This is a genomic window from Planococcus sp. TJ-201 (genome assembly GCF_058268495.1).
Genome location: NZ_JBZDOG010000004.1, coordinates 202958 through 228638, shown reverse-complemented (window position 1 = coordinate 228638; position 25681 = coordinate 202958). Strand labels below are relative to the sequence as shown.

Annotated in this window: 24 protein-coding genes and 1 riboswitch; of the genes, 6 read left to right on the top strand and 18 right to left on the bottom strand. The window is 45.0% G+C overall.

Annotated features, from left to right (window positions below; genetic code table 11):
* Nucleotides 1–8: 8 nt before the first annotated feature.
* From uxaC to AC4EG4_RS11705, 5 genes are all read right to left on the bottom strand, one after another.
* The gene (gene uxaC / locus AC4EG4_RS11725; protein WP_490987929.1) at nt 9–1415 is read right to left on the bottom strand and encodes a glucuronate isomerase; all 1407 of its coding nucleotides are present in this window, start codon (nt 1413–1415) and stop codon (nt 9–11) included.
* Between the two features lie 51 nt (nt 1416–1466).
* Nucleotides 1467–3866, bottom strand: a complete 2400-nt coding sequence (locus AC4EG4_RS11720) for a glycoside hydrolase family 31 protein (protein ID WP_490987928.1) — start codon at nt 3864–3866, stop codon at nt 1467–1469.
* A 63-nt stretch (nt 3867–3929) separates the two neighbouring features.
* Complete coding sequence (locus AC4EG4_RS11715) at nt 3930–5225, bottom strand: TRAP transporter large permease (RefSeq protein ID WP_490979134.1); 1296 nt, start codon at nt 5223–5225, stop codon at nt 3930–3932.
* A 13-nt stretch (nt 5226–5238) separates the two neighbouring features.
* A complete protein-coding gene (locus AC4EG4_RS11710) occupies nt 5239–5748 on the bottom strand; it encodes a TRAP transporter small permease (protein WP_490979135.1) in 510 nt (169 codons plus the stop codon).
* Between the two features lie 86 nt (nt 5749–5834).
* Entirely contained in the window at nt 5835–6866 is a 1032-nt protein-coding gene (locus AC4EG4_RS11705) for a TRAP transporter substrate-binding protein (protein ID WP_490979136.1), read from the bottom strand.
* 432 nt (nt 6867–7298) lie between these two features.
* Here AC4EG4_RS11705 and AC4EG4_RS11700 point away from each other — a divergent pair, with 432 nt between their 5' ends.
* A complete protein-coding gene (locus tag AC4EG4_RS11700) occupies nt 7299–8294 on the top strand; it encodes a LacI family DNA-binding transcriptional regulator (protein ID WP_490987927.1) in 996 nt (331 codons plus the stop codon).
* A 63-nt stretch (nt 8295–8357) separates the two neighbouring features.
* Here AC4EG4_RS11700 and AC4EG4_RS11695 read toward each other — a convergent pair whose 3' ends face one another.
* The 12 genes from AC4EG4_RS11695 to AC4EG4_RS11640 form a co-directional block, all read right to left on the bottom strand.
* Nucleotides 8358–9116, bottom strand: a complete 759-nt coding sequence (locus AC4EG4_RS11695; protein WP_490979138.1) for an SDR family NAD(P)-dependent oxidoreductase — start codon at nt 9114–9116, stop codon at nt 8358–8360.
* A 109-nt stretch (nt 9117–9225) separates the two neighbouring features.
* Complete coding sequence (locus tag AC4EG4_RS11690; RefSeq protein ID WP_490987926.1) at nt 9226–10230, bottom strand: LacI family DNA-binding transcriptional regulator; 1005 nt, start codon at nt 10228–10230, stop codon at nt 9226–9228.
* 27 nt (nt 10231–10257) lie between these two features.
* On the bottom strand, nt 10258–11340 hold the full coding sequence (gene uxuA / locus AC4EG4_RS11685) for a mannonate dehydratase (protein WP_490987925.1): 1083 nt from the start codon (nt 11338–11340) through the stop codon (nt 10258–10260).
* A gap of 13 nt (nt 11341–11353) precedes the next feature.
* Nucleotides 11354–11974, bottom strand: a complete 621-nt coding sequence (locus AC4EG4_RS11680; protein WP_490987924.1) for a bifunctional 2-keto-4-hydroxyglutarate aldolase/2-keto-3-deoxy-6-phosphogluconate aldolase — start codon at nt 11972–11974, stop codon at nt 11354–11356.
* Nucleotides 11975–11989: 15 nt separating this feature from the next.
* The gene (locus AC4EG4_RS11675) at nt 11990–12946 is read right to left on the bottom strand and encodes a sugar kinase (RefSeq protein WP_490987923.1); all 957 of its coding nucleotides are present in this window, start codon (nt 12944–12946) and stop codon (nt 11990–11992) included.
* 196 nt (nt 12947–13142) lie between these two features.
* Entirely contained in the window at nt 13143–13601 is a 459-nt protein-coding gene (locus tag AC4EG4_RS11670) for a hypothetical protein (protein ID WP_490987922.1), read from the bottom strand.
* Between the two features lie 72 nt (nt 13602–13673).
* On the bottom strand, nt 13674–14228 hold the full coding sequence (locus AC4EG4_RS11665; RefSeq protein ID WP_490987921.1) for a restriction endonuclease: 555 nt from the start codon (nt 14226–14228) through the stop codon (nt 13674–13676).
* A 56-nt stretch (nt 14229–14284) separates the two neighbouring features.
* Complete coding sequence (locus tag AC4EG4_RS11660) at nt 14285–14533, bottom strand: hypothetical protein (RefSeq protein WP_490987920.1); 249 nt, start codon at nt 14531–14533, stop codon at nt 14285–14287.
* A 218-nt stretch (nt 14534–14751) separates the two neighbouring features.
* Complete coding sequence (gene xylE, locus AC4EG4_RS11655; protein WP_490987919.1) at nt 14752–16161, bottom strand: D-xylose transporter XylE; 1410 nt, start codon at nt 16159–16161, stop codon at nt 14752–14754.
* A 244-nt stretch (nt 16162–16405) separates the two neighbouring features.
* The gene (locus AC4EG4_RS11650; RefSeq protein ID WP_490987918.1) at nt 16406–17911 is read right to left on the bottom strand and encodes a phytoene desaturase family protein; all 1506 of its coding nucleotides are present in this window, start codon (nt 17909–17911) and stop codon (nt 16406–16408) included.
* Nucleotides 17912–18193: 282 nt separating this feature from the next.
* Nucleotides 18194–19543, bottom strand: coding sequence for a GntP family permease (locus AC4EG4_RS11645; RefSeq protein ID WP_490987917.1), 1350 nt, complete (start codon nt 19541–19543; stop codon nt 18194–18196).
* Between the two features lies 1 nt (nt 19544).
* Nucleotides 19545–20687 carry a glycerate kinase gene (locus AC4EG4_RS11640; RefSeq protein ID WP_490987916.1) on the bottom strand — a complete coding sequence of 381 codons (1143 nt, stop codon included), beginning with the start codon at nt 20685–20687 and terminating at the stop codon, nt 19545–19547.
* 133 nt (nt 20688–20820) lie between these two features.
* On the opposite strand from AC4EG4_RS11640, the gene AC4EG4_RS11635 reads away from it, so the two are divergent.
* The 5 genes from AC4EG4_RS11635 (at nt 20821) to AC4EG4_RS11615 (ending at nt 24651) form a co-directional block, all read left to right on the top strand.
* Nucleotides 20821–21897 carry a CdaR family transcriptional regulator gene (locus AC4EG4_RS11635; RefSeq protein ID WP_490987915.1) on the top strand — a complete coding sequence of 359 codons (1077 nt, stop codon included), beginning with the start codon at nt 20821–20823 and terminating at the stop codon, nt 21895–21897.
* A gap of 105 nt (nt 21898–22002) precedes the next feature.
* A complete protein-coding gene (locus AC4EG4_RS11630; RefSeq protein ID WP_490987914.1) occupies nt 22003–22512 on the top strand; it encodes a glycine/sarcosine/betaine reductase selenoprotein B family protein in 510 nt (169 codons plus the stop codon).
* Nucleotides 22513–22527: 15 nt separating this feature from the next.
* Nucleotides 22528–22767, top strand: coding sequence for a hypothetical protein (locus AC4EG4_RS11625; RefSeq protein ID WP_490987913.1), 240 nt, complete (start codon nt 22528–22530; stop codon nt 22765–22767).
* Between the two features lie 21 nt (nt 22768–22788).
* On the top strand, nt 22789–23205 hold the full coding sequence (gene arr, locus AC4EG4_RS11620; protein WP_490987912.1) for an NAD(+)--rifampin ADP-ribosyltransferase: 417 nt from the start codon (nt 22789–22791) through the stop codon (nt 23203–23205).
* 101 nt (nt 23206–23306) lie between these two features.
* A riboswitch (SAM riboswitch) is annotated at nt 23307–23414 on the top strand.
* A gap of 109 nt (nt 23415–23523) precedes the next feature.
* Nucleotides 23524–24651: a 5-methyltetrahydropteroyltriglutamate--homocysteine S-methyltransferase gene (locus tag AC4EG4_RS11615; protein ID WP_490987911.1), complete on the top strand. Its 1128-nt coding sequence runs from the start codon at nt 23524–23526 to the stop codon at nt 24649–24651.
* 108 nt (nt 24652–24759) lie between these two features.
* Here AC4EG4_RS11615 and nadX read toward each other — a convergent pair whose 3' ends face one another.
* Nucleotides 24760–25542 (bottom strand): aspartate dehydrogenase, encoded by a 783-nt coding sequence (gene nadX, locus AC4EG4_RS11610; RefSeq protein WP_490987910.1) that lies wholly within the window; start codon nt 25540–25542, stop codon nt 24760–24762.
* Nucleotides 25543–25681: the final 139 nt, after the last annotated feature.

Genomic DNA, 25681 nt, shown 5'->3' with positions numbered 1-25681 from the left:
TAGATTCATTAATCCACTTTAATATCAAAATAGTTTGTGGCGTTATTGTATGAGATGTCTTGGATCATCTTGCCGATAAACTCATAATCTGCCGGAACTTCGCCTTCCTCAATCCAGTTTCCAACCAATTGGCATAGGATTCGTCTAAAGTAATCATGGCGTGTAAACGAAAGGAAACTGCGGGAATCTGTCAGCATACCGACAAACAAGCTTAACAACCCAGCATTGGCCAGCTCTTTCATTTGGCGGAGCATGCCGTCTTTTTGGTCGTTATACCACCAACCCGAACCAAACTGAATTTTCCCTTTCATTTCACTCGACTGGAAATTGCCAATCGTGCTTGCCACCATCTCAAAATGGACCGGATTGAGCGGATAAATAATCGTTCTTGGCAAAACTTGATTGCGGTCCAAGCTGTTTAAGAATTGATTGAGCGGACGCGCCAGTTCAAAATCATTGATCGAGTCAAATCCGCTATCGGGTCCTGCTTGTTCGAACATGCGGGTATTGTTATTGCGCAATGGGCCAATATGCAATTGCATCGCCCAATTGTGTTTGGCATACAACTCACCTAGAAATTGCATCGTAAATGTCTTGTGTTTGTCTTCTTCGATTTTAGAAATCTTTTCTCCGGACAGTGCTTTATTGAAAATGTCCGCTGCTTCTTCAAAAGAGGTTTCTTCATAAGGTAAATACTCAAACCCGTGATCCGATATGCGGCAGCCGTGTTCATGGAAATAGTCGACTCGCTCTGATAAGGCTTTTAGGAAATCGCCATAGTTCCGAATATCCAACCGCGCTGATGCGCCAAGAGTTTGGATGTATGCTGAAAATCCAGCTGCGGTAATGCCCAAACCTTTATCCGGCCGGAAAGTTGGCAGCACTTTTGCTTCAATGTTTTTATCTTCAGCAATTTGAATGTGGTATTCCAGATTGTCTGCTGGGTCATCTGTGGTACAGATAACTTTGACCTTACTGTTTTTAATCAAGGTTTGCACTGAAAAAGAGTCTGATTGGACAACCTGGTTCAGTTGTTCCCACATGGCTTCCCAGTTTTTTTCCTTGATTGCTTCTTCATAATTGAAATATTTTTTCAGTTCGAGATGGGACCAGTGATACAGGGGATTGCCCATTGTATAGGGAACTGTTTGAATCCAGGCATGAAACTTTTCTTTGTCGCCTGCATTTCCTGTAATCAGGTTTTCATCAATTCCAAATGCACGCATCGCACGCCATTTGTAGTGGTCACCCTTTAGCCAGACATCTGTAATGTTTTCAAAGCGGTGGTCTTCTGCAATTTGCTGTGGGCTCAAATGACAATGAAAGTCATATAAAGGAAGGTCCTTTGCATACTCATGATACAGAATCTTTGCGCTATTGGTGTTTAGTAGAAAGTCTTCATCCATAAATTTCATCCGTACAACTCCCATGAAGGCATTATTTTCAAACGGTACTCACCTTATTTTTTAAAGCTGGACTTCGTAGCTTCCATTTTTCTTTACCAGCTGTTGTCCATTGACATAAAATTCACGTTGGTCATCCCCGTTCACATAAAAACGGATGTTGCTGTAGGGCAAGGTATATTCTCCCTGAATGTTGAGCTCCACCTGAATTTTGTGAGTGGTTGATTCCATGGAAACGTGGACTGTGGCATGATTCTCCTGGTAGTCCGCAGATACACCATCATCTTCGTACAATTGATAATCTGAGCTTCCCTGTTCGCGGTGCGGGAACAACAGAAAGCTTCGTTCATCTTGGGCTTTGGTCGAAAAGCTTGGATCCGTATCATTAATTGGAATAATGCCTCCTGCTTGCACAAGAAGCGGGTTGTAATCCAAAGGAGCCGGCACTGTAACAAGCTTCCCGCCTACATGCCATTCCGAAGTATGGAAGTTGTACCAACCGCCATCATTCGCTGGCAAGTAGACAGCTCTTTCTGTTTTGCTTTTTTCCACGACAGAAGCCACAAGCATGGAGTCGCCCAACATAAAGTCATCGTTTTCTTCGAAGGTTTGTACATCGTGTCCGAAATCATAAAACGTCGGACGAATAATCGGCTCATAATTTGCATGTGCCTCGTAAAGTGCTGTGTATAAGTAAGGAGTAATCCGGTGCCTGAACTTCATCAGCTCACGAATGGTGTCGGTGGTTTCTTCATACATCCAAGGAACATTGACTGTTTGATCATCGTTCCATGAATGGATCGTGAACCGTGGATGGAAGATCCCATTTTGTACCCAACGCACCAATAATTCGGGCTCTGGAGCAGGTCCAGAAAATCCGCCAATATCGTGCCCTACGTTGTAAATGCCGGACATGCTTAAGCCCAAGCCCATTTTGATATTGTATTTAAGTGATTTCCAGCTCGTGTAATTGTCTCCAGACCACGTTTGGACATAGCGTTGCATGCCTGGGCTGCCAGACCGGGAAATCAAATAAGGACGCAACTGCGGAGCATATTCTTTCTGTGCTTCATAAGACGCTTTCATCATCAGGAGCGGTTGGATCGCACGCACTGTTTCAAACGGCAGTTCTTTGCCAAAGCCATTGGATACAGCATCGGTTGACCAAATTTCGAATTCATTATTGTCATTCCACGTCGAGTCTATCCCATATTCCAGCAATTGTGAGGTAACATTTTCTTTCCACCATTGAATGGATTTTTCATTGGTAAAATCAATGTAAGCCCCGACTTCATCCCAAAACTGGACCATTTCCACTTCGCCAGTACGATTCCGAATGAAGATGCCCTGTTTTTCCAGTTCCTCAAATTGAGGATGGCTTTTTAGAAGCGCAGGTTTGATGTTTGCACACAACTGAACTCCCTTTTGGTGATAGTCATCGATAAAGCCTTTTGGATCAGGAAACTTATCTCTGTTCCAATTAAATACGTAACGTTTGTCGCCTATCGAGGTATACCCCGAGGACAATTGGAACGAATCGCAAATAATATCGTTTTTCTCACAGAGTTCAATAAACCGCTTTAACTGTTCCTGTGCGTCTGGAGCATCGGTGTAAGTCATAGTTGACCCTGAATAGCCCAAACTCCATTTTGGTGAAAAGATTGTTTTCCCTGTTAACCGGGAGTACTTTTTAACCACATTTTTTAATTCTGGACCTACGATTATGTAGTAATCCAAATCTCCGGCAAATGAATGGTAATACCGGTACCAGCCGTGGTAATTATCCATTTCATTGCCCATGTCAAAGACACTTTGTGCCATATTGTCATAGAAAATCCCAAAGGAGATGTCTGATTGTTTATTCCGTGTGATGTAAAACGGAATATGCTTGTATAAGGGATCTGTGTTTTGCGCATCGTAGCCCATTGGGTCCACACTTAACATCCGGTAGCGTTTGCCGTGGCGATCCATGTCCCCGCTTTTTTCGCCGAGGCCAAAATACTGTTCATCGTGATTTCTCTCTAAATAATGATAAATCCCTTTGCCGAGCGACCCGTCCAAATTGTATGCTTGGGTTTTTCGGTCTGACGCAATTTGAATCACTTCGCCATTGGTCTCTTTATAAAACCATGTCGCTTTAAAGCCATCCAAGTTGATGCAAAGTTTGACCATTTCCGTTTCAATGGTCACCGTCCGGCCTTCTTGATGCAACCGATACTCAGGAAGTGAAAAAGGGGACAAATCAAAGCGGCTGCGTCCTTCAAAGGGCACGTCATCCATTCCAGGAGCTACAAGCCACGTGTTGTCAATCTCCAGTTCTTCACCATTTGACATCAGCACTCGAATCAAGTCATTTTCCAACACCATCACTCGGGCAACCACTAAAGGGTTGTCGAGTTGGAAGGTGATGATATTGTTTTCTTCTTTTTGAAGTTCAAACAAGTAATTTTCTTTTAAAGACATACATCGTTCATCCTTTCGCTATGCATAGGCACCAACCTTACAAGCTGGTTGTGCGCAGTCGTGTTAATAACCAAGCAAGTTCGGAAGCACCATACTGATTCCTGGGATATAAGTGACTAAAAGGAGCACCACTATAATCGCGATGTAAAATGGAATGAGCGGTTTTATAACATCTTCCATGTCCAAATTCGCAATGCTGGATCCTACAAATAACGCACTGCCTACAGGAGGTGTGATGTTCCCGATGCTCAAGTTCATGACCATCATGATTCCAAAGTGGATGGGATCCATATCGAAACCGACGACAATCGGCAAGAATATAGGTGTAAAGATAAGAACGGCAGGTGTGATATCCATAAACGTCCCGATCAACAATAGGAACACATTTAAAATCAGCAGCAAGATAATCGGGTTATCTGAAATCCCCATGATGAGCTCACTGATCGCTGAAGGAATTCCGGTAAATGCCATAACCCATGACATGACCGCTGAAGCAGATACCAATAACATAATGACAGCTGTGATTTCCACCGATTCCATAATGATTCTTGGCATGTGCTTAAACTTAACCGCGCCATAAGCCAAAGACAGAATGAACGTATAGGCAACAGCCACTGCCGCAGCTTCTGTCGCCGTAAAGATACCAGACAGAATTCCTCCGATGACGATCACGATTAACATCAAGCTGGGAATCGCATCTAGGAAAGTTTTAAACGCTACTTTCAAGCTGACTCTTTCTGATGTAGGGTAATTTCTTCTTTTCGCGATAATAAACGCGACAACCATACAAGCAAAAGCCCATAACAGACCAGGCAAATATCCGGCCACGAACAACGCCGCAACAGATGTTCCTCCACTAACAAGTGAATAGATGATCAGGGTTCCGCTTGGGGGAATGATTAAGCCAATGGGTGCAGATGCTACATTGACTGCGGCTGAAAATCTTGGGTCATATCCTTCTTTTTTCTGCAGGGGACCCATAACGCCGCCAATTGCAGCTGCTGCCGCAACAGATGAACCGGATAAAGAGCCAAACAACGTGTTGCCCAAAATATTTGTATGTGCCAGTGCTCCAGGTGTCCGTCCGACAAGAACTTTTGCAAAATTAATGAGCCGTTCTGCAACGCCGCCATTATTCATTAAAATTCCTGCCAGGATGAAGAATGGAACTGCCAGCAACGTAAAACTATCCAGTCCCGTAACAAGTTTTTGGCTGGCCGTAAATATAGCCATATCCAAAGGTAAAGCTATCAATATTGCAGCTAACGAAGCGATAATAATACTCACTGAAATAGGTACACTAATGACGAGCATCAGCGTAAATACAATCGCTAAAACAATTCCTGCCTCCAAGGCCATAAAGTCCACTTCCTCATTCTAAAATTTCATCAGACTCGAATTTCGTATCAACATTTTTCCATTTATTTCTGTTGTGGAAATGTTCAACAATATGGATTACGGCGTAGAACAAAAATAGTACGCCCGATACAATTATGCTCAGATACAAATACTGCGTTGGCATATTTAAAGCGGAAGACACTTGCCCTACTGAGTTCTGGTAAGCTTGTGTGCCGCCGTAGATTAAAACAACCAGGATAAATGCCAGTACGATGATTTCAACGAGCATATCAACATAAAACTTAAATTTCTTTGGTATTTTGCGTGCCACAAATACGACAGCTAAATGTTTTTTCTTGCCGTATGCATAGGCTGAACCAAGCATCGTGAGCCAAATTAAGGAGTAGCGCAAAAATTCCTCGGATAATGTGCTAGGTGAATTTAATACGAACCGTGTAAAAACTTGCCAACAAGCAACTAAAACCATGGCCACCATTAGGGAGCAGGTCAAAAATGCGGTTACTCGATCCACAATATCTCTCATTGGGATTCTCTCCATTCCTGAATAAAGTAAGGGCCTCAACGGTGCAAGGGTTTCTTGCTGAAAGTTGAGACCCAGTTGATCATTATTTATTCGTTATAGCTTTGAAAATCTTCAAAGTAACGTTTGCTGTCTTCATTTTCTGACTGATATGTTTCGTGAAGTGGAGTAGCTGCATCGATAAACGGTTGTTTGTCGATGTCATAGAAAGTTACGCCCATGTCTTCTGCATCTGTGATGGCCTGTGTGATTGCATCGGCCCATACTGCTTTATGGCTTTCTGAAGAGTCAACCGCTGCATCTGTAATCGCTTGCTGCTGTTCTTCCGATAGCCCGTCCCACATGCTTGTGCTGACAATCAAAACATCCGGTACATATTGGTGCTCTGTGTACGAGTATGCTTTGGCAACTTCACCGTGTTTATTGCTTGTCAAACCTGTTTCATTGTTTTCTGCGCCGTCAATAACGCCTTGCTGAAGTGACGTATACACTTCACCGAATGACATCGGTGTCGGTGCGCCGCCCATAGCTTCAATCATAGAAATAGATGTTGGGCTTTCCTGCACACGAATTTTCATGCCATCCATATCTGCAGGAGAAGCAACTTCTTTGTCTACTGTGTAGATACTGCGTTGTCCGCCCGTATACCATCCAGCTGCAAAGAATCCTTCATCACGTGTATTCTGGAAAATTTCCTGTACCGCTTCGCTGTTGTCCATTACTTGGAAATAATGCTCTTCGCTCTGGAATACGTAAGGAAGTGAGAAGATGGCGTAGTTGCTGTCAAAAGATTCTAGAGCGCTTGCACTAACCTTTGCCATATCAAGTGTTCCTGATTTCACAAGTTCGATAACGCCTCTTTCATCGCCGAGCTGGCCATTCGGGAATAGTTCAATTTCGACATTGTCTCCTGAGTTCTCCGCAGCTAACTCTGTCAATTCAATCAATGAAGTATGGATTGGATGATCTTCCGGCTGATTGTGCGCCAGTCGAAGAGATACCGACTCCGCTCCTCCTTCAGCATCGCCTCCTGAAGCGCTTTCATCACTTCCGCAAGCTGCTAATAACAATAAAGATAGGACACCCGCTGTTGCTGCTGAAAATCTTTTTTTGAATACCATGTAAAATTCCTCCTTTTTTGATAAACCCTTTTCGAACCATTTACTCGTCTATAGATCCAATCCAATAAAGCAAGAAACCATTTCCTTAGTCCAATACAATATGTGTATGCTCATATCAGCGACAAACAAAAAGTTCTCCTTCCCCAGTTGATCTTTTTTACTACCAAAGGCAAACGCTTTCATTTTGTTGAAAAATATAAAAATTTAACTTAAAATTACGTTACGAACAAAATAACAACGTTGTTATTACAATTTTCATCTTAAAGTAATATAATAAAATAATCAAGTATGTTTTTTGAAATTTCTTTTTTAAAACAACTTTAGCTGGTGGAAACTCCCATTTGTGGGTTTTCACATTGCTTGTTTTTTTAATCGAATGCTATGGTGATACATACAGACAAAATTAGTATTTTAAACTGATGGAGGATTCCTATGACAATTACAATTAAAGATCTTGCCCTTATTGCGGGAGTCAGTTACTCTACTGTCTCAAAAGCCCTGAACAACAGTTCCCTTGTGAAACCGGATACAAAAGATAAAATCATCAAACTTGCGAAAGAAATGGGCTATGAACCAAACTACGCAGCTCAGCGCTTGGTATCAAAAGAGTCAAAAGTCATTGGCCTCATCTGGCCAACATTGGAACGTGTGGCCCCTTCCATATTGGTGACAAAAATCAATGAGGAAATTTCCAAAAGTTCATATTCCATGATTCTCTCGGTAAACCCCCTTCAAACTTCACTTGAAATGTTTAAGCGTTTCCAAGTAGACGGGGTAATCATCTTTAACGAGTACTTGGAAGACATGCCCGAAACCTTTCCGTTGCCCTGCCTCACGTATGGCGTCAGCAAAGACAATCCCTTCCCGGTTATCGATGTGAATTATCAAGCGGCAATGAATGATGCAGTGGCTTATTTGCACAGTCTGGGACACCGAAAAATTGCCTTTGTCGGCAGCCTCACCACTGTTGACGAGCGGCAAATTGAAAAATCAATCGGCTTTCGCAAAGCAATGGATAAATTCGGCATTTACGAAGAGGGCAGCTTGTTCGATACCGAAGGCTTAGGCTGGTACGACGGCTATATGGCCACCATTCAATTGATCAACTCATCTTATCGCCCAACTGCCATCATCAGTGCCAGCTACGATATAAGCGCTGGCCTTATCCGCGCCTTGATGCAGGAAAACTACAGCATTCCAAACGACATTTCCGTGCTCAGCTACGATAACATTCCACAAATGGCAACGATGGAAGTTCCTTTGACCAGCGTCGGGGTTCCCGTGGAAGAAATTGCACAAAGCATGGTACAAACTTTGACCAGCTATATCAAAGACCCGCAATCGGTTTCCATTGTCCAAACCTTGACTCCCGTGATTACAGAAAGAAGTTCCTGCGCTCAAGTTGTGGATAAAGCGATACAAGAATAAAAAGTAGAAAACTGCTGCAACTATCCGTTTTTTGGAAGTGCAGCAGTTTTTTTATTCGCTCTGTTAATCCATTAACATGCCGCCATTTACTTCGATAATTTCTCCCGTAACATAGCTCGCCAAATCCGATGCCAAATACAAGGCTGCGCCTGCAATTTCCTCAGCGGTTCCTGCACGGCCCAGCGGTGCTGCTGCCACCATCTTATCCACTAATTCAGGTGTTGAATAGCGCTCGTGAAAAGGTGTTTCAATCACTCCAGGTGCAATGCCGTTGACACGGATTCCATCCTCCGCAAGTTCCTTGGCAAGCCCTCTCGTTAATGTGCTGACAGCACCTTTAGCTGCAGCATAAATCACCGCACCACCTCCGCCGCCATTTCGGGCAGCAATGGACGACATATTAATAATGGCCCCGCCTGCTTGCTGTTTCATCAAAGGAAGAACAGCTTGTGTGACTTGGACGATGGATGTGAAATTGACAGCGAGTATTTTTTCCAGCGTTTCAATTTCAATGTCTTCCACTTTTGCACGTTTGACCATCGTTCCTGCATTGTTGATCAAGATGTCTATTCGCCCAAATTTGTCGGTGATTTCTTCGACCATTTTGTTTACTTGGCTTCGATCCGTTACATCCCCAAGTACAAGAAGGCTGTCCCCTCCATTGTCTTGAACGGCTTTCCAGGTTTTTTCAGCCTGTGCTTTGTTGGCATTTCCATGAACCACAACTGACGCGCCGCTCTCTGCGAACTTGATTGCCATCGCACTGCCGATGCCTGTACTACTTCCCGTAATCCACACAACTTTGCCTTCCAAATTAAACATATCGTTTCCTCCTATAAAAGTAGAATCGTTACAAAAAAGGTACATCAAAATAAGCAAATCCAAAAACACCTTGCGAACACCAGTGTTATTGGACTTGCTTTTTTAATCCTTAACAGGAATTTCGGTCTATCAATATTGGTGCCATCCGCTCGACTGCAGGTTTCCCGATTTCTTTTTCGCCTTTAATTTGCTTGAGCAGCAACTCAGCAGCCCGGTTGGCCATCTCGATTTTTGGCTGTTCCACTACGGTAATTGGCGGTGTGTAGAAACTTGCAAAGGTGACTTCGTCTATGCTGATCACCGCAATGTCACGCGGAATGGACATTCCGTGTTCTTTGATATACTTCAAAACTTCGATTAGCACAATATCGTTCCCTGCCACAATGGCTTGAGGCGGAGACTCCAGCTGGAACAGCGCTTGCAGCGTTTCTTGCAGAAATGCTGCATCCGCAGTTTTAATGTACTGTTTCTGAACCGGCAGCCCATGTTTTTCAAGCGCTTGCTTGTATCCATCAATGCGCTCTACCCGCGGACTGATATTGCGAATCACTGAAGTCGTGACGATCGAAATGTTTGTGTAATCCAGCGACACAAATTTGTCCACCGCCAATTCAGTGGCCCGGTGATTGTCGAGCATGACCGTATCAATGTCATAACCATCTAACTTCCGGTCCATAAAGACAATTGGAAAGTTTCTTTTTTTCATTTGTTCATACAAATCGAGATTTTCGCCGGTTGGAAAAACAATAAGGCCGTCAATTTGTTTCGCCAGCAGCATTTCAATGTAATTCCGTTCTTTCTCCGGATCATCGTCTGCATTGCAAATAATCGTGTGGAAGCCTTGCTTGTTAAATTCCGTTTCCAAGGTACGGATGATATGCGTAGAAAACGAGTGAAGAATATTGGCCACGATGATCCCGATTGTATAGGTCGTCTTTTGCTTCAGACTTCTGGCCACAGTATTCGGGTGATAGTTCAGCTCTTCAATCGCCTCTTCAATTCTCTTTTTCGTGCTCTCACTCATGTATTCATAGCGCTTATTCAAATACTGTGAAACCGTACTTTTGGAAATGTTCGCATGTTTAGCTACTTCTGCCATCGTTACACTTTTCATTGTCGATCAAACTCCCGAATAAACAGATTAGCGTTTTTGAGTACTGGCGTTCTTTTGTGTTTCGTATGCATCCCATAACCCAAGCAAATACATAATTCCCAGTGCCCGGTCATATAAACCGTAGCCTGGACGGCACACTTCGCCCCAAATATGGCGTCCGTGATCGGGGCGTACGTATCCTGTGAAGTTCTGTTCGTGCAATTCTTTGACAACCCCTTTAATATCAATCGAGCCATCCTGTGTGTAATGAGAAGTTTCGGTGAAATCGCCGTTGTCGTAAATTTTTACGTTGCGGATATGTGCAAAAGGAGAGCGGCTGGCATACTTTTTGGCAACTGCCACCATATCGTTCGATTTGCTGGCACCCATCGACCCTGTACACATCGTAAATGCATTTGACGGGGAATCCGAAATTTCAATAAGTTTTTCATAGCTGTGTTCGCCTGTGATAATACGCGGCAATCCAAAAATTGAGAATGGTGGATCGTCCGGGTGGATGGCCATTTTAATGCCGGCTTTTTCAGCTACTGGCAAGATTTCTTTTAAGAAGACTTCCAAATTGGCCCATAATTTTGCTTCATCGATTTCTTTGTAGGCCTCAAACAATTCGGTAATGCGTTCCATCTTTTCCGGTTCCCAGCCTGGCAAGGTCAAATCCGATGCTTCACTGACGGTGCGAATCAATTCTTTTGGATCGGCATTTTGCACTTTGGCATTTTCAAAAAATAACGCCGTTGATCCATCTTCCAATGGATGAAACATTTCTGTTCGTGTCCAGTCGAAAATCGGCATGAAGTTATAGCAAATAACTTTAACGCCTGCTTCCGCTAAATTGCGGATAGACTCTTTGTAGTTTTCTATATAATGCGCACTGTCCGCATTGCCCAATTTAATGGATTCGTGGACGTTGACGCTTTCCACGACATCTGCATGAAATCCGTGCGATTCGATATAAGCCACTTCCTGTGCGATTTCTTCTTTTGCCCAGACTTCTCCAGCAGGTTTGTCGTGAAGTGCCCAGACAATTCCTTTAACACCTGGAATTTGTTTGATGTGTTCGAGTGTGATCGTGTCGTTGCCCTGGCCATACCAGCGAAATGTCATATTCATGAATGAGGCTCCTTTACTGTATGCTTTTCTGCACGTATTTTTTGCTTAGTTCCACTGCGGCACTGTATCCACCTGCAGCGTAAGCTTTGTTCAAATCACTTCCGATGCCGGCTGCAACTGCTCCATTTGCCAACCATTCCTGAATATTGTCCAAATTGATGCCGCCTGTCGGCATAATTCGCACGTGCGGAAGCGGACCATTGACCGATTTAATGAATGAAGGAACGAAATTATTCGCAGGGAATAATTTGATGACGTCACATCCTGCCTCCAAAGCTTTGACCATTTCCCGAATTGTCATGCAGCCCGGCAAATACGGAATGCCGTAGCGATTGCAGATCGGGGCAATGGTTTCATCTAAATGAGGGCTGACGATAAACTGGGCTCCTGCCAAAATAGCATGGCGTGCAGTTTCCGCATCCAATACTGATCCGGCTCCAAGCAGCACCTCTTCTCCTTGCAACTCTTCAAATGCTTTTTGCACGTTTGGAGTTGTATACGTCAATTCGATCGCGCGAATGCCACCCTCAACCGCTGCTTTTGATAATTCAACGGCCTCTTCTGCGCTGCTTCCGCGAATAACCGCCACTACTTTAGTTTCTGTGATGCTTGATAAAATTTCATGCTTCAACATAACTTGCTTCCTCCTTTAACGTTCGATCTGCTTTTCTTTTCGGACCAATGCCAAAACCTCGTCAAGATATGGCAATCCTTCATTGTCTCCAGAAACAGTCGTCACCAAAGCTCCAACACCGTTGGCAAATTCCAGTGCATCTTCAGGTGCATAACCATGAAGAACAGCATAAACATACCCTGCATCAAAGCCATCTCCGGCACCCACTGTATCCACTACGGTCACTTTGAAGGCAGCCTTTGAATGCCATTGTCCATCTTGAAACACTCTCGAACCATTTCCACCGTCTTTGATGACAAGCTGGCTGATGCCATAATGCGCAGCAAAGTCTTCCAAAGCTTGATCTGATGCTGTGCCATTGAGCATTTCGATCTCATCCAAGCCCGTCAACAAAATATCCACTGACGGCAAAATTTCTTTGTATGACGCTTTTGCCTGATCCAAGGTCCACAATTTCAAACGGATATTGGGATCGAATGAAACGCGGATGCCTTGTTCGCCGGCAATTTTCAGCACTTGTTTAACAATAGCCAAATTTTTCGGATCGATGGCCAGGAAGACACCCGTCAAATGAACAAGATCAATCCCTTCAAACATTTCTTTCGTAATGTCTTCCGCTGCCATTGTCAGAATCGGAGATTGGTATCGATAGTAAAACGTTTTCCCAGAACCATCTTCCCGAATTTCTTTGAAGTTGAGCGATGTCGGGTAGTTTTCCACAAAGCTGACATCCGACATATCAACGCCTTCACCCCGTGCAAAATTGTAAATCACACGGCCGAATTCGTCTCCGCCTAGCCTGCTTACCCATTTTGTGTACATGCCAAGACGCGCACTGCCAATCGCAAAGTTCAGCTCCGCGCCACCCACTTTTCGTGTAAACGCTGGCACATAACGTAACGGCCCTGTTTCCGATGGATTGAACGTAATTAATGCGTCTCCCAATGTAAAAATCTTGTAATTCTCTGCCATAAGTATGATCTCTCCTAAATCGTCCATCAATATGATAAACCGGTTTAGTAAGAGTATAGACGAAGCCTTTTTCAAAATCAACTCGACTGACGCATTATTCTGAACAAAGCACCATGTTATTCCTTCTATGAAAAAAGCCACACGGCAAGGGAAATTTCCCTTCGCCGTGTGGGCGGTGGCAGTGAATGACGTTCATTTATTCACCTCTTCTATACAATACGTTAAAATCATGGGTCCAATTCACACCATCAGTGGATTGTGCCCATGAACTGTCAATTGCAGTTCCAGTTTTATCGATGGTTCCCATAAAGCGTTGACTAAAATCCAACGAAGAAAAATCTGCGCTGTCCCGCCACAACTTCCAAACACGGTCTTGCAAGCTCATTTGATACAAGCGCGTGACGCCGCGTGAATCAAAATAATGCTGCAAATAGCGCCCGGTTTCCGGATTCCAGTCGTAGACGATCATGCTGCTTGGAAATTCCGGTTTATCAATATGCAGACGCTGAATCAGGTAACTGTCATCTATCCATTCAAACGTGCTGCGGCCCATAATGGGAATGGGACGAAGATGCGGATGCGTCACTTCTACTGTCCAGGTGCCGACAAAAACGTCCAACTGGGCCATCATTTCGTTGCGCGTTGGTGATTTCATGAATTCTCCTCCCTTTGCATAACGGGCAGTCCAGCTCCATCATGGTTGAAACAAATTAAGCAAAAAAGCTGGTCACCCTGCTTTTTTAGCCAATAAGATCTCCACCAATTCATCACGGTTCACCAATTTTACGTTATTGCTCTGTGCCAGTTCTGCGGCCGCTTTTGTAAAAAAGCTGTTAGTGACAACCCAGCCTTCGTTTGCTTTGTAATGCCGTTGTGCATCAGTAATTTCCTGCACGGCTTTGATGTCCACATTCCTTTTGTGGCGCTTTGCCTGAACTGCTATTTTTTGCTGATTTTTTTCCAAAATAAGATCTGCTCCATAATCGCTTTTATAAGGCGTTTTGCGAACCACATATCCTTCAGCCCTGTAGCGCAGACGCAAAAATTCTTCAAACTCTGCTCCCGACATTTCATCCACCTGCAGAATCCCCGACTGGTTTAACTTCTTCAGCCTTCTGAATTGAAGGATTTTCGCAAGTGCCAACAGACCAATGAAACCAACACCAAATACGACAACGGTTGCTGAAACCGACTGCGTGAAAATAAACGTACTGACACTGCTTAATACCAAAATTCCAGTAAGCAACTCACCTAAGTTATTATTCTTTTTCTTTCGTGCCACATTAAACCACCTCGCTTTAAAATTCCTCCGCCCCTGAAAATATATTCGCATTACCGTCAGCTAGAATACACCAATTCATTATCAATGAATATTTTGCACTGAATGGCAAAAAAACCGCCAAGAGTTACTTTAATATTTTTCATATTCTCCATTTGCTTCAGCTTGCCAGTTAGATTTCCTCTGAAGCTAAGCCCGAGATTTTCGTCCTGCAACTCTCCGTCCACAAACAGCTTTTCACCTTCAAACCAGCGATTCTCCACTAAAATATGGCGTCCGTCATAAGTAATTTCAAAGGTTTTTTTCATGTAAGCCCTCCTAGAGAATGGATTGAGTATAGAAATCAGCTTTTGCTTTACTGATTGGTCGTACCATTTATCTGATTATTCCATAACCTTAGTGTAACATATTTTTAAAAAATAATGGCTATATTTCCCACCCCGACGTTCTCAAATGAAAACCGTACATACAAAAAACCGATCTATTTTCTCCGGAGTTTTTCTGGAGAAAGTAGATCGGTGCCCGGCTATTCGTTGACTGCCCGTTTCATGCTTTGCGATTTCTTTAATAATACTTCGAGTTCTTCCAGCGACTTGCCTTTTGTTTCAGGAATGAACTTCCAAACAAACAATGCTGAAAGGATACTCATCAAGCCGTAGATTCCGTACGTCATCGCACCGCTTACTTCCATCATTGGCGGATACGTAGAAGACACGAAATAATTCGCAGCCCATTGGAAGGCCACGGCAATAGCCAGCGCTTGTCCCCGGATTTTGTTCGGGAAGATCTCAGACAGCAAGACCCACACGACAGGACCCCAAGACATCATGAACGAAGCGGTGTAGATGATGATAAACACTAAAGTAGCGGTTCCGATTTGCTCAAAGTATGCAAGACCCGCAACCCCGAACATCCCGATGGTCATACCGATCGAGCCGATGATCAACAGCGGCTTGCGGCCGACTTTGTCGACCGTCACAATCGCAATGACCGTAAAGATGACGTTGACCAGGCCCATGACGATGGTTTGGAAAAGCGATGCATCGCGTCCCGCACCCATGCTTTCAAAAATTCTCGGTGCGTAATAAAGCGCGACGTTAATACCGACAAATTGCTGGAATACCGACAGCAGGATTCCGATGACAATAATGCCCCTGCCGTAAGCAAAAAGTTTTTCTTTTTTGTCGTCAAAGGAATGTTTGATTTCAAACAATGTTGCTTTTGCCATCGTTGTGTCGTAGGTTTTCAATAACACACCCATCGCTTTGTCGTCTTGGTGCTGAGATACGAGGTATCTCGGTGTTTCTGGAACAAAGAACAACAGCAGCAGGAACAAGAATGCCGGAATGGTTTCCGAAGCGAACATGTATCTCCAGCCCAGTTCGTTGATCCATTCGATTGTTTCACCTCTCGCAATGCCCCAGTTGACGAAATACACCACAAGCATCCCAAAAATAATGGCGAATTGGTTTAAAGCAACAAGCCGCCCGCGTAAGTTTGGCGGCGCGATTTCGCCAATGTACATCGGTGCCACTGCAGACGCAAGGCCCACCCCGATGCCGCCGATAATCCGGTAAAAGTTGAATGTGGCGAGCAGCGCGATAGATGGCTCACCTGGAGTGAAGAATAAAAACTCAGGATATGCAGAGCCCATCGCAGAAAGCAGGAATAATAATGCTGCCACAATTAACGTGTATTTGCGGCCAATCCGTGCAGAAAAGTATCCTGATAAAATTCCTCCGATAATACAACCAATCAATGCACTGGAAACCGTTAACCCATGGATAAAGGAACTGAGTCCCAAGCTATCCGTAAAATATGTTTGCAGCGAACCTTCTGCACCTGAGATAACAGCGGTATCATAACCAAATAAAAGACCGCCTAATGTGGCTACTAATGTAATTCCAACGATGTACAACAGCTTGGTATTCTTCATTTGGCAATCGAAAGCAGCTTTATTTGACTGCTCTCTCCTCCTCTCATCTTGTAAGCGTTATCAGTATTGTAACCATATTCCGCCACTTAGTGCAACGAGTAAACTAAGTTTTCTTCATTTTTTTGTTATGACGAAATAAAGTTTTGGTTGATTCTTACTGCTTCCTGCAATAAAAAAACTCTCAAAAGCGATTCTTCCGCTTTTGAGAGTTCCACTTATTTGAGTACCTTCACAAAATCGCCCGTTACCGCTTTGCTGCCTGATCACGTTTGACAATCTTATCGCTCACTTGCTGGCCGCTCAGTGTCACCATCGGCATGCCGCCGCCTGGATTGACAGTGCCTCCCACAAAGTAAAGGTTGTCGTAAAGTTCGCTTTGCTTTTTGTGCTTAAAGCCGCCATTCCTATTTTTATCGGAAACGGTGCCGTAAATCGCTCCGCGGTCTGAGCCATATGTGCGTTCAATATCGTGCGGCGTCCAAACGTCGCGCGTTACGATGTTTTCCCGCAAACCGTGCAAGCCCATGCGTTCCAGCTTGTCGAGTACGCGCTCTTCAAACTGGCGGTATTCCTCTGGTGTAAATGGTTTGTCTTGAATGTATGGGATATGCGGCAAGATTTTGATGTTTTCATGTCCGGGTGGTGCTTGAGTCGGGTCGGTTTTATTGACGTTGACCAAGTAAATGGTCGGATCGTCCGGAAGCTCGTGCTTCTCGAACACTTTTTCCATTTGTTCGTGCAAGTTTTCGGAAAAGAAAAAGTTATGGTGATTCAAGAACGGATAAGTCTTCTTGACACCGAGATGCAGCACGAGGCCAGAGCTTGACGGTTCATACTTGTTCACCAGCTTGGTGACGAACTTCTCGTCCACATCGACCATTTTTTTATAGAATGGAATCACTTCCATATTCGACACGTAATAGTCGGCCGTTTTGAACGAACCGTCTTCGAGTCTAACGCCTTCAATTTTTTTGTTTTCATTCGTATGCGCCTGAACTACACCCATCCCCGTATGGAGTTGAACGCCTTCTTCTCTCGCCAGACGCTCCAAACCTTCCGCCAGTTTGTGCGTTCCGCCTTCTACGTACCAGCAGCCTTGTGCATGCTGCATATAAATCATCATGTTGAGAACCGCCGGCGCGCTGTAAGGCGAAGAACCCACGTATTTCACATAATAAGAAAGCATGTCACGCAAATGCGGATTGCTGATGCGTTTAGAAATCGCGCTGTACATCGTAGAGGTCAAGTCGAAGCCGATCAAGGTTGCTAAGATGCCATTTTGTGCAACGGCTTCTCTCGGCGACTCAAAGCCTTCTTTCAAATAGCTGTGTTCGGTCGTCTTGTAAATCCGCTGTGCGTATTTCAATAGCGCGTAGTACTCTTTCATATCCTTCTTAGAAAGGGCTGGGTTTGCCCGTTCCATCAAGCGCAAGTCATGGTACAAATCCAGCACCGTGCCATCCGGGAAAAATGAACGCCATTCGCGTTCCAGCCGTTTGATTGGCACATAGTCCGCCATCCGCTTGCCGCTGCCTTGGAACAATTTATCGAAAATATGCGGCATCGTTAAAATCGACGGACCCAAGTCAAAACCGAAACCGTCCTGCTCCAGGCGATTTACTTTTCCGCCGATGTGGTCATTTTTTTCGTATAAAGAAACCGCGTACCCTTTTTGCGCCAGCGAAATGGCTGCGGACAAGCCGCCAAGGCCGCCCCCGATGACGATTACTGATTTAGTCGCATTCCCCATATATGTACCGCCTTTCATCTCTCAAGTATGTTTATTCCTAAAATTTGTTTGCCGAGCAAAAGTATTTGCATAGTCCTTTTAATTCCCTGTCTACGAGTCTTAAAAACTTTCATTATATAGTTTTTGTATAATTATTATACATATTTTATTATAGAAGCAGAATTGTTTGAATGTCCATACTGAAGGACTTTATTAGAGTAACCCATCCTTACTTTTCCAAACCAAAAACCACCTTTCCTAAGAAAGGCGGTTTCCCTTTTCCTTGCACATGCGTATTAATCGTTACACAAGAATCGTCCACAAAATCATCGTGAAGACAATTGTCGTAACCCCTTGCAATAAAGTCGCCATAGTCTGAGCTTTGTAGGCATCTGTTACTTTCATTCCGCTGAATTGTGTAATAACCCAGAAGAAACTGTCGTTGACATGGCTCACAGTCATTGCCCCTGCACCAATTGCCATAACAACTAGCGCGAGTGGCACTGCACCTTCAACCCCAAGAGTCGGCAATAAAGGCGCTACTAAAGTTGAAGTGATAACCAGTGCGGCAGTTGAAGATCCTTGAGCTGTTTTCAATGCTGCTGCGATAAAGAAAGGAATCAACAGGAACAATGAACCGCCGGCAAGTGCAGACAAGTCCATGCCTGCAATCACATCCGCCACGCCTGAATTGGTGATAACGCGGCCGAACGCACCACCGGCACCCGTAATCAACAAGATCGGAGCCGCACTTACCAGCCCTTCACCAATCCAACCAGACAAAGTTTCTTCGTTCCATTTTGGAAGCAATAAGAAAGCCGCAAACACACCAAACAGTAGTGCGACAGTCGGCGAACCTAAAAATCTAATCGTATTTGTCAGTGCGTCGTCACCGCCAAGAACACTGGCGATTGACCCCGCGGCGATCAACAACACAGGAAGTGCCAGCGGCAAAAACGCTTTGAATGTAGAAGGCATTTGACCAAACGACTTGATGACTTCTTCATAGTTCAAATCGCCACTTTGAACTGTATCTTCTGGCACTGCAATTTTTGAGGCGACTTTGACTGCCCAAATATAGCCGACAATCGCCGCAGGAATCGCAGTGATCAAGCCGATTAAAATGATTGTCCCCAAGTAATTTTCAGCACCGATATTGCCGGCAGCTGCGATTGGCCCTGGGGTTGGCGGTACCAATGTATGCGTCGCGTACAAACCTGTCGCAAGCGCGACAGACATTGAAGCAATCGAAACTTTTGCACGTTTTGCCAATGCTTTTTTCAAGCTTGATAAAATAATAAATCCAGAATCACAAAAAACAGGAATCGATACGATAAATCCAATAATCGACATGGCCAGCTGCGGCCGTTTTTCACCGATCAATCGCAAGACTACTTCTGCCATCCGGTATGCAGCACCGGATTTTTCTAAAATAACGCCAATAATGGTACCTGCAACAATAACGATCCCGATACTGGTCATTAACCCGCCAAAACCTTCATTGACACTCAGCACGACATCTGCCAACGGCATGCCGGATGCGATTCCCATGAAGAATGCCCCGATCAATAACGATAAGAATGGATGAACTTTAAAGACCGCAGTCAACAACACAACCAATACAACACTTAAAGCAATAATGAAAAATAACATGTCAGCACCCCTTTTGTTTTTTCAAATAAACTCCAACAACCGTTTGCGTTTTCATTTTCAGCCGGTAGTACGGATCGGCGATCGACTGTTGCGCTGTTACCGTCCCATCCACGACCGCATGGATTTCAGTAAAGTAGGGCTCCACCAGCACCGAACTCTGACTGTCAATCATTCCGGAAATCAAAAGAACCGGTTTGCCTGCTTTCATTCCAGCTTCAGCAATGCCTAAAGGTGTTTTTCCAGATAAGGTCTGGCTGTCTGTTTTGCCTTCACCGGTCACAACCAAATCGACCGTGTCCATATGAGCATGAAACGAAATAGCCTCCAAAACAACATCAACGCCGCGTTTCATTTCCCCAGCAAAAAATGCCTGCATCGCCCCGCCAGCACCTCCCGCAGCACCGGCCCCTTTTTTATCATGGAGCGACATGCCTGTCAGCCGTTCGGTAATGTCCGCAAAGTTCTGCAGATTGGCGTCGAGCTGTTGTACCATAGGAGAAGATGCCCCTTTTTGAGGTCCGAATACCGCCGAAGCCCCATGTTCACCGATTAAGACATTTTCCACATCACAAGCAATCAGGAAGGTGCTCTCGGAAATGCGGCAATCAAAACGAGAAACGTCCAGTACTGCAAGCTCAGCAAGTGCACCGCCGCCACGCGCCAAAATCTTTCCACTTCGGTCTAAAAACTTCATGCCAAGTGCTTCGAGCATCCCCGCACCACCGTCATTGGTAGCACTGCCGCCAAGCCCAATGATAAAGCTCCGAAAACCGGCATCCAAGGCATGGCGGATCAATTCTCCAGTACCAAAAGAAGAGGCTGCTAGTGGATCTCGTTCGTGTTTTTCCAGCAAGGTCAACCCGGATGCTTCCGCAATCTCAATTACGCAGGTTCTGCCGTCCCCAAGAATTCCATAACAGGCGGAAACGGTCCGTCCGATTGGATCCTGAACCTGGTGAGCGACCAATTTTCCGCCAGTCGCTTCCACCATGGCAGTCATCGTACCTTCCCCGCCATCCGCTGCCGGCATCAAAACGATTTCCGCTCCGCTGTCTAGTTCTTGTATGGCCTCTGCCATTGCCTGCGCTGCTTCCATGGCAGACAAGCTGCCTTTAAAAGAATCGGGTGCTATCATGATTTTCATAGCCAAAACCTCCTTGCCGCTTTATTAAAGCGCTTACATAAAATTATAATGAAAAGAAGTTGGAGATACATTATACTGAGTGTACATATTTTTTATCGAAATATTTAGAATATATATACCAAGGGGCGCATTTATGATTACAAGACAGCTAGCAGAAGAAATTGTCGAACAAACCATGATCCGCCTGAACCGCAATTTGAACGTCATGGATCCCAATGGCATGATTTTGGCGTCAGGTGAAGCGGAACGGATTGAAAAAATTCATGAAGGTGCAGTGCACGTTGCCAAAAGCGGCGAAACCCTCTCCATCACAGAAGCCAATTTGGCGGAATGGCACGGTGTAAAACCTGGCATCAATATGCCGATCCATTTTCAAGGAAAACTGGTCGGCGTCATCGGAATCACCGGCAATCCGGAAGAATTAAAAGAAATTTCTACACTGGTTCAACTGACCACTGAAATGATGGTCCACCAGTCGCTCATCACCTCCCACATCGAATGGAACCGCAAGCGCAATGAGTTGATTTTCGAAGAACTGACAAGCGGCAAACCTTTGTCTGCGGCTGTTCGTGAACGGATTTTCCAAATGGGGTTCGAAAACAAAATGTCTTTTGTCACACTGCTGATTGAATTGAAAAAGCCGCCTTCTCCTTCCCACCGGATCATCGAACAGCTGGAAGGGCATTTTCAAAACCAAACTGTCGTCGCTGGACACTCGCAGCTGAATGAGATTTTCCTGTTGGTGGCGAATGAAGAGCCATCCCTAATGGAAGAAGAACTGTACAATTTACTTCATTTTCTGCAGAAAAGTGCCCCTGGAAGAATCGGAGTCGGCGTAGCCGTCGACAGCATTTTTGATATCCGAACATCTTATTTGGCCGCGCGCAATGCCTTGGACTTTGGCACCCCCGGCCAGCAGCTGATTTATTTTGAAGACGTGGAATTGATGGCGCTTCTAAAGCGGAATTCTCAAGATGAACTCGCCAAATTCACTGGCAGAATCTTAGCGGGTTTGAGTGAACCTTTATGCGAAACACTGACAGCATACTTTGCCGCTAATCAAAGCCATGCAGAAACTGCTGCCCGGTTAAAGATTCATCGCCACACCCTAAGCTATCGCCTGAAAAAGATTCTGGACATTACTGGGTTGGACCCATCTGAATTCCAGGACGCGGTTGTTTTGCATTTAGCATTAGCTATTCGGGTCTAAAATTTTGTTTTGCCGTGCTCTAGAATGCACAGCATTTGTACAGGAATTTCTGCGCTGCCACCTAATATTATCCAATAGACTCTTTGAACTGGAGGAATGGCTGACATGAAAATGAAAACCCGACTCAAATCGAAATTGTCCCGGACGTTTTCCAGCAATTTCACGACTGCCTACCAGAAATTCACCATGAGCCATATGACAGAAAACAACAGCTTGCCTGAAGCCGTGTTGCCAAAACCATTGGACCAATGCAAAGTAGCACTGGTTTCAACTGCCGGTGTCCACCTAAAATCAGACGAACCGTTTGATGTGGACAATCCAGCGGGAGATCCTTCATTTCGGATCGTCCCGGCAGATGCCGCAGAGCAGGAGTTGACAGTGACGCACCTTTACTTCGACACAAAGTTCGCCAAAGCCGATCCGTCCATCGTCTTCCCGCTCCACCAGTTAAAGGACGCTGCAGTCGATGAAAAAATTGGGGGTGTTTCGGACATCCACATTGGATTGAACGGCGGCATCTTGGACACGATGACAGCCGAGAAAGATTTCATTCCCAAAGTGGTCGAATTGTTCCATAACGAAGGGATTGACGCCGCGCTCTTGGTGCCTGGCTGAGGATCTTGCCATAACGTGCTTGGGCTGTATGCCCGGGCTTTAGAAGCTTCACATATCCCAACCGCCATGGTCACTTTGTTCCCGGAAATTACCGACAAAGTCGGTGCTCCCCGCACCCTCCACGTCCCCTTTAAAATGGGACGCCCATGCGGCGAACCTTTCGACTTTGATACGCGAAAAAGAGTGGTGGACCAATTGCTGGAGCTGTTGGCACTGTCTTCGGGGACTCGGGCAATTTATCAGGAAAAGCGATAGAAACAACGGAGGCAGATCAATATGAATGAAACAAAAGAGGTTTTAGATCCAGGTCCTTTCTTTCACGGGACAAAAGCGGAATTGAAGATTGGGGATTTATTGCAGGCGCAGCATCCGTCCAATTACCAGAACAAAAAATCCAATTACATCTATTTCACGGCAACATTGGAAGCCGCCAAATGGGGTGCCGAACTAGCGGATTCTACTGCCAAAGAGAGAATTTACCTTGTAGAACCAGTAGGTGATTTTGAGAATGATCCGAATTTAACCAACAAAAGATTTCCAGGCAATCCAACACGCTCTTACCGTTCCCAATTGCCTCTCAAAGTAATCGCAGAGCTCGGTGCCTGGGAACGGCATACTGATGAACAACTTAGCACCATGCGGGCATCGTTAAAGGCGTTGCGTGAACAAGGAAAGGCCATCATCATTGATTGAATTTTTTACAATAGAAAAAACAGGATGTACATTTTCTTGCATTTATCTGGAAATTGCTTTATTGTGTAACACATCGACAAACCATTAACTTAATAATCTATTTCTTATCAAGAGAGACGGAGGGATTTGGCCCTGTGATGTCTCAGCAACCATTCTGTTACAGGATAAGGTGCTACTTCCAATAGGTGTTAGAGCCTAGAAGATAAGAAGAATGCATTTCCATACATGGGGCTTTCTTCTTTTTGAAGAAAGTCCCATTTTTTATTTGGGAAGATCGCACGTTAACTAAAAACTAAAAACCGAAAGTGGGAATGCAACATGGCCAATCCAATCACCGATCCAACGAAACGAGTCAATAAAGCGCCCTTCAAAGCAGATCACGTAGGAAGCTTGCTCCGCCCGGAAAGCATCCATCAGGCAAGAAAAGAGTTTAAAGATGGCCGCATTACGGCAGAACAATTAAGAGCCATCGAAACAACTGAAATCAAGCACATCGTCGACAAGCAAATTGAAGTCGGCCTGAAAGCTGTGACAGACGGCGAATTTCGCCGCACCTTCTGGCACACTGATTTCATGGCAGAGATTCACGGATTTGAAGGATACACGCCCGAAAAAGGCTATCAATTCAAAAATGTAGAAACGGAAGCTTATGATGTCCGCAATACCGGCAAAGCCGCCTTCAATGAAAATCACCCATTCATCCAAGACTTCATTGAATTTAAAGAAATCGTTGGGGGCCGTGCTATTCCGAAGCTGACCATTCCAAGCCCAAACCAATTTTTCAACCAAGGCATTCGCAATGAGCGCATTTATCCGGATCTTGAAGATTATGCAACAGACATCATCCAAGTTTACCGCGATGCCTTCCAAGCATTCTACGCTGCAGGTGCCCGCTATATTCAAATTGACGATGTCTATATTGCAGGATTGTCATCACCCGACATTCCGTTCAATGACGGACAATACAACCGGGATTACTTGATCGACCTGGCATTGCGCGTTACCAACGCCGTTTTGAAAGATCAGCCAGAAGATTTGGCGATCACGACCCACCTATGCCGCGGCAACTATCAATCCGATTGGGCATTTGAAGGCAGCTACGCGCTCATTGCGCCAACACTTTTCGCCAAAGAACAAGTCGATGGCTTTTTCCTGGAGTACGACGACGAACGTTCCGGCAGCTTCCACCCGCTGGAACATATCCCAGCCGGCGGTCCGCGCGTGGTGCTTGGTGTCTTCACTTCGAAAAACGGCGAACTTGAAGACAAAGAAACCATCAAAGCTCGCGTCGCAGAAGCAGCTCAATACATCCCTATCGAACAGCTCTGCATCAGCCCACAATGCGGATTTGCTTCCACCCACCACGGCAATATCCTTACCGAACAACAACAATGGGACAAACTGCGGTATATCGTGGAAGTTTCTGAAGAAATTTTTGGGGAGTGACTTGGAAAGCCCAACGCAGTCTTTGCGTTGGGCTTTTTTCGGTTGATTTACTTCATTTACGTTCTTAAAAGTATAAAATAGGTGTTCTGCTTCAGCTCACTGTCCAACTCAGTTGCCGATTCTCAATGCCCCATCTTTATTCTGTAATACAGCTAAAATACTCAACGCAGCGAGAAGGCTCGTCTTCGGGTTGCTCGGCATCGGATTGTTTTCCACTTGCAGCTGCAGTTTCCCGAAGTCCCCTTCTGCTTCAATTGTGTGCGTATTCCGTTCCATAGCCGGGTCGACAATGATGCGCACTGTCGTTTTCTCGATACCGATTCCCGCAAGTGCGAGTGTCATCGCGACGTTGACGTTTTTCGGGAATTTTTCAACGGCTTCATCTGCAGAACCTTCAAATAGTACTTTCTCTTGCTCTGCTTGAATCCCAAGCGATGCGGGTGATTTCCGTGTCGTAAGCTGAACCCGCTCCAAGCCACCAGCTGCTTTCGCCGATTGCAGGATGTCCAGTCCACCAATTGCACCGGAAGGCAGGAAAACTTGTGTTCCGCTAGACTCAGCCATAGCTTTAACATCAGTCAGAAGAGCGGCATCTTTAAAGACGCCGATACTGCTGACGACGAGGTCTTTTTGATGGGCAACGATCTCTTTCACGTAAAGATGAGCAGCTTCCACAGTCGCTGCCTCCACGACGAGATCGATCGGCGTCTCTAAGAATTTGTGAATATCTGTATGGAAATCGACCCCAAACTGTTCCTGCAAACGGCGGCCCGCTTTCTGGTTGCGGCCAAAAACTGCCGTTATTCTTCTTTCTTTGGCTACGTTGTTGGTATTCACCTGTTCCAATAAATACGTGGCGATATTTCCTGTGCCGATGATTCCGATGTTCATCGTTTAGCCTCCTCATTTAAATAGGTATAGTCTACCGAATGTTGGATACTTACCTATACCCTAAAAAGCGATACTTGATGAAGATTCATTTTGGCAGACGACTTCTTCTAAATTTGCTCTACTAAAATAGCAATAAAAG

Bases quoted from the DNA above. Each gene is read 5' to 3' on its own strand.
- uxaC (WP_490987929.1), bottom strand. From the start codon at position 1,415: ATGAAATTTATGGATGAAGACTTTCTACTAAACACCAATAGCGCAAAG.
- AC4EG4_RS11720 (WP_490987928.1), bottom strand. From the start codon at position 3,866: ATGTCTTTAAAAGAAAATTACTTGTTTGAACTTCAAAAAGAAGAAAAC.
- AC4EG4_RS11715 (WP_490979134.1), bottom strand. From the start codon at position 5,225: ATGGCCTTGGAGGCAGGAATTGTTTTAGCGATTGTATTTACGCTGATG.
- AC4EG4_RS11710 (WP_490979135.1), bottom strand. From the start codon at position 5,748: ATGAGAGATATTGTGGATCGAGTAACCGCATTTTTGACCTGCTCCCTA.
- AC4EG4_RS11705 (WP_490979136.1), bottom strand. From the start codon at position 6,866: ATGGTATTCAAAAAAAGATTTTCAGCAGCAACAGCGGGTGTCCTATCT.
- AC4EG4_RS11700 (WP_490987927.1), top strand. From the start codon at position 7,299: ATGACAATTACAATTAAAGATCTTGCCCTTATTGCGGGAGTCAGTTAC.
- AC4EG4_RS11695 (WP_490979138.1), bottom strand. From the start codon at position 9,116: ATGTTTAATTTGGAAGGCAAAGTTGTGTGGATTACGGGAAGTAGTACA.
- AC4EG4_RS11690 (WP_490987926.1), bottom strand. From the start codon at position 10,230: ATGAAAAGTGTAACGATGGCAGAAGTAGCTAAACATGCGAACATTTCC.
- uxuA (WP_490987925.1), bottom strand. From the start codon at position 11,340: ATGAATATGACATTTCGCTGGTATGGCCAGGGCAACGACACGATCACA.
- AC4EG4_RS11680 (WP_490987924.1), bottom strand. From the start codon at position 11,974: ATGTTGAAGCATGAAATTTTATCAAGCATCACAGAAACTAAAGTAGTG.
- AC4EG4_RS11675 (WP_490987923.1), bottom strand. From the start codon at position 12,946: ATGGCAGAGAATTACAAGATTTTTACATTGGGAGACGCATTAATTACG.
- AC4EG4_RS11670 (WP_490987922.1), bottom strand. From the start codon at position 13,601: ATGAAATCACCAACGCGCAACGAAATGATGGCCCAGTTGGACGTTTTT.
- AC4EG4_RS11660 (WP_490987920.1), bottom strand. From the start codon at position 14,533: ATGAAAAAAACCTTTGAAATTACTTATGACGGACGCCATATTTTAGTG.
- xylE (WP_490987919.1), bottom strand. From the start codon at position 16,161: ATGAAGAATACCAAGCTGTTGTACATCGTTGGAATTACATTAGTAGCC.
- AC4EG4_RS11650 (WP_490987918.1), bottom strand. From the start codon at position 17,911: ATGGGGAATGCGACTAAATCAGTAATCGTCATCGGGGGCGGCCTTGGC.
- AC4EG4_RS11645 (WP_490987917.1), bottom strand. From the start codon at position 19,543: ATGTTATTTTTCATTATTGCTTTAAGTGTTGTATTGGTTGTGTTGTTG.
- AC4EG4_RS11640 (WP_490987916.1), bottom strand. From the start codon at position 20,687: ATGAAAATCATGATAGCACCCGATTCTTTTAAAGGCAGCTTGTCTGCC.
- AC4EG4_RS11635 (WP_490987915.1), top strand. From the start codon at position 20,821: ATGATTACAAGACAGCTAGCAGAAGAAATTGTCGAACAAACCATGATC.
- AC4EG4_RS11630 (WP_490987914.1), top strand. From the start codon at position 22,003: ATGAAAATGAAAACCCGACTCAAATCGAAATTGTCCCGGACGTTTTCC.
- arr (WP_490987912.1), top strand. From the start codon at position 22,789: ATGAATGAAACAAAAGAGGTTTTAGATCCAGGTCCTTTCTTTCACGGG.
- AC4EG4_RS11615 (WP_490987911.1), top strand. From the start codon at position 23,524: ATGGCCAATCCAATCACCGATCCAACGAAACGAGTCAATAAAGCGCCC.
- nadX (WP_490987910.1), bottom strand. From the start codon at position 25,542: ATGAACATCGGAATCATCGGCACAGGAAATATCGCCACGTATTTATTG.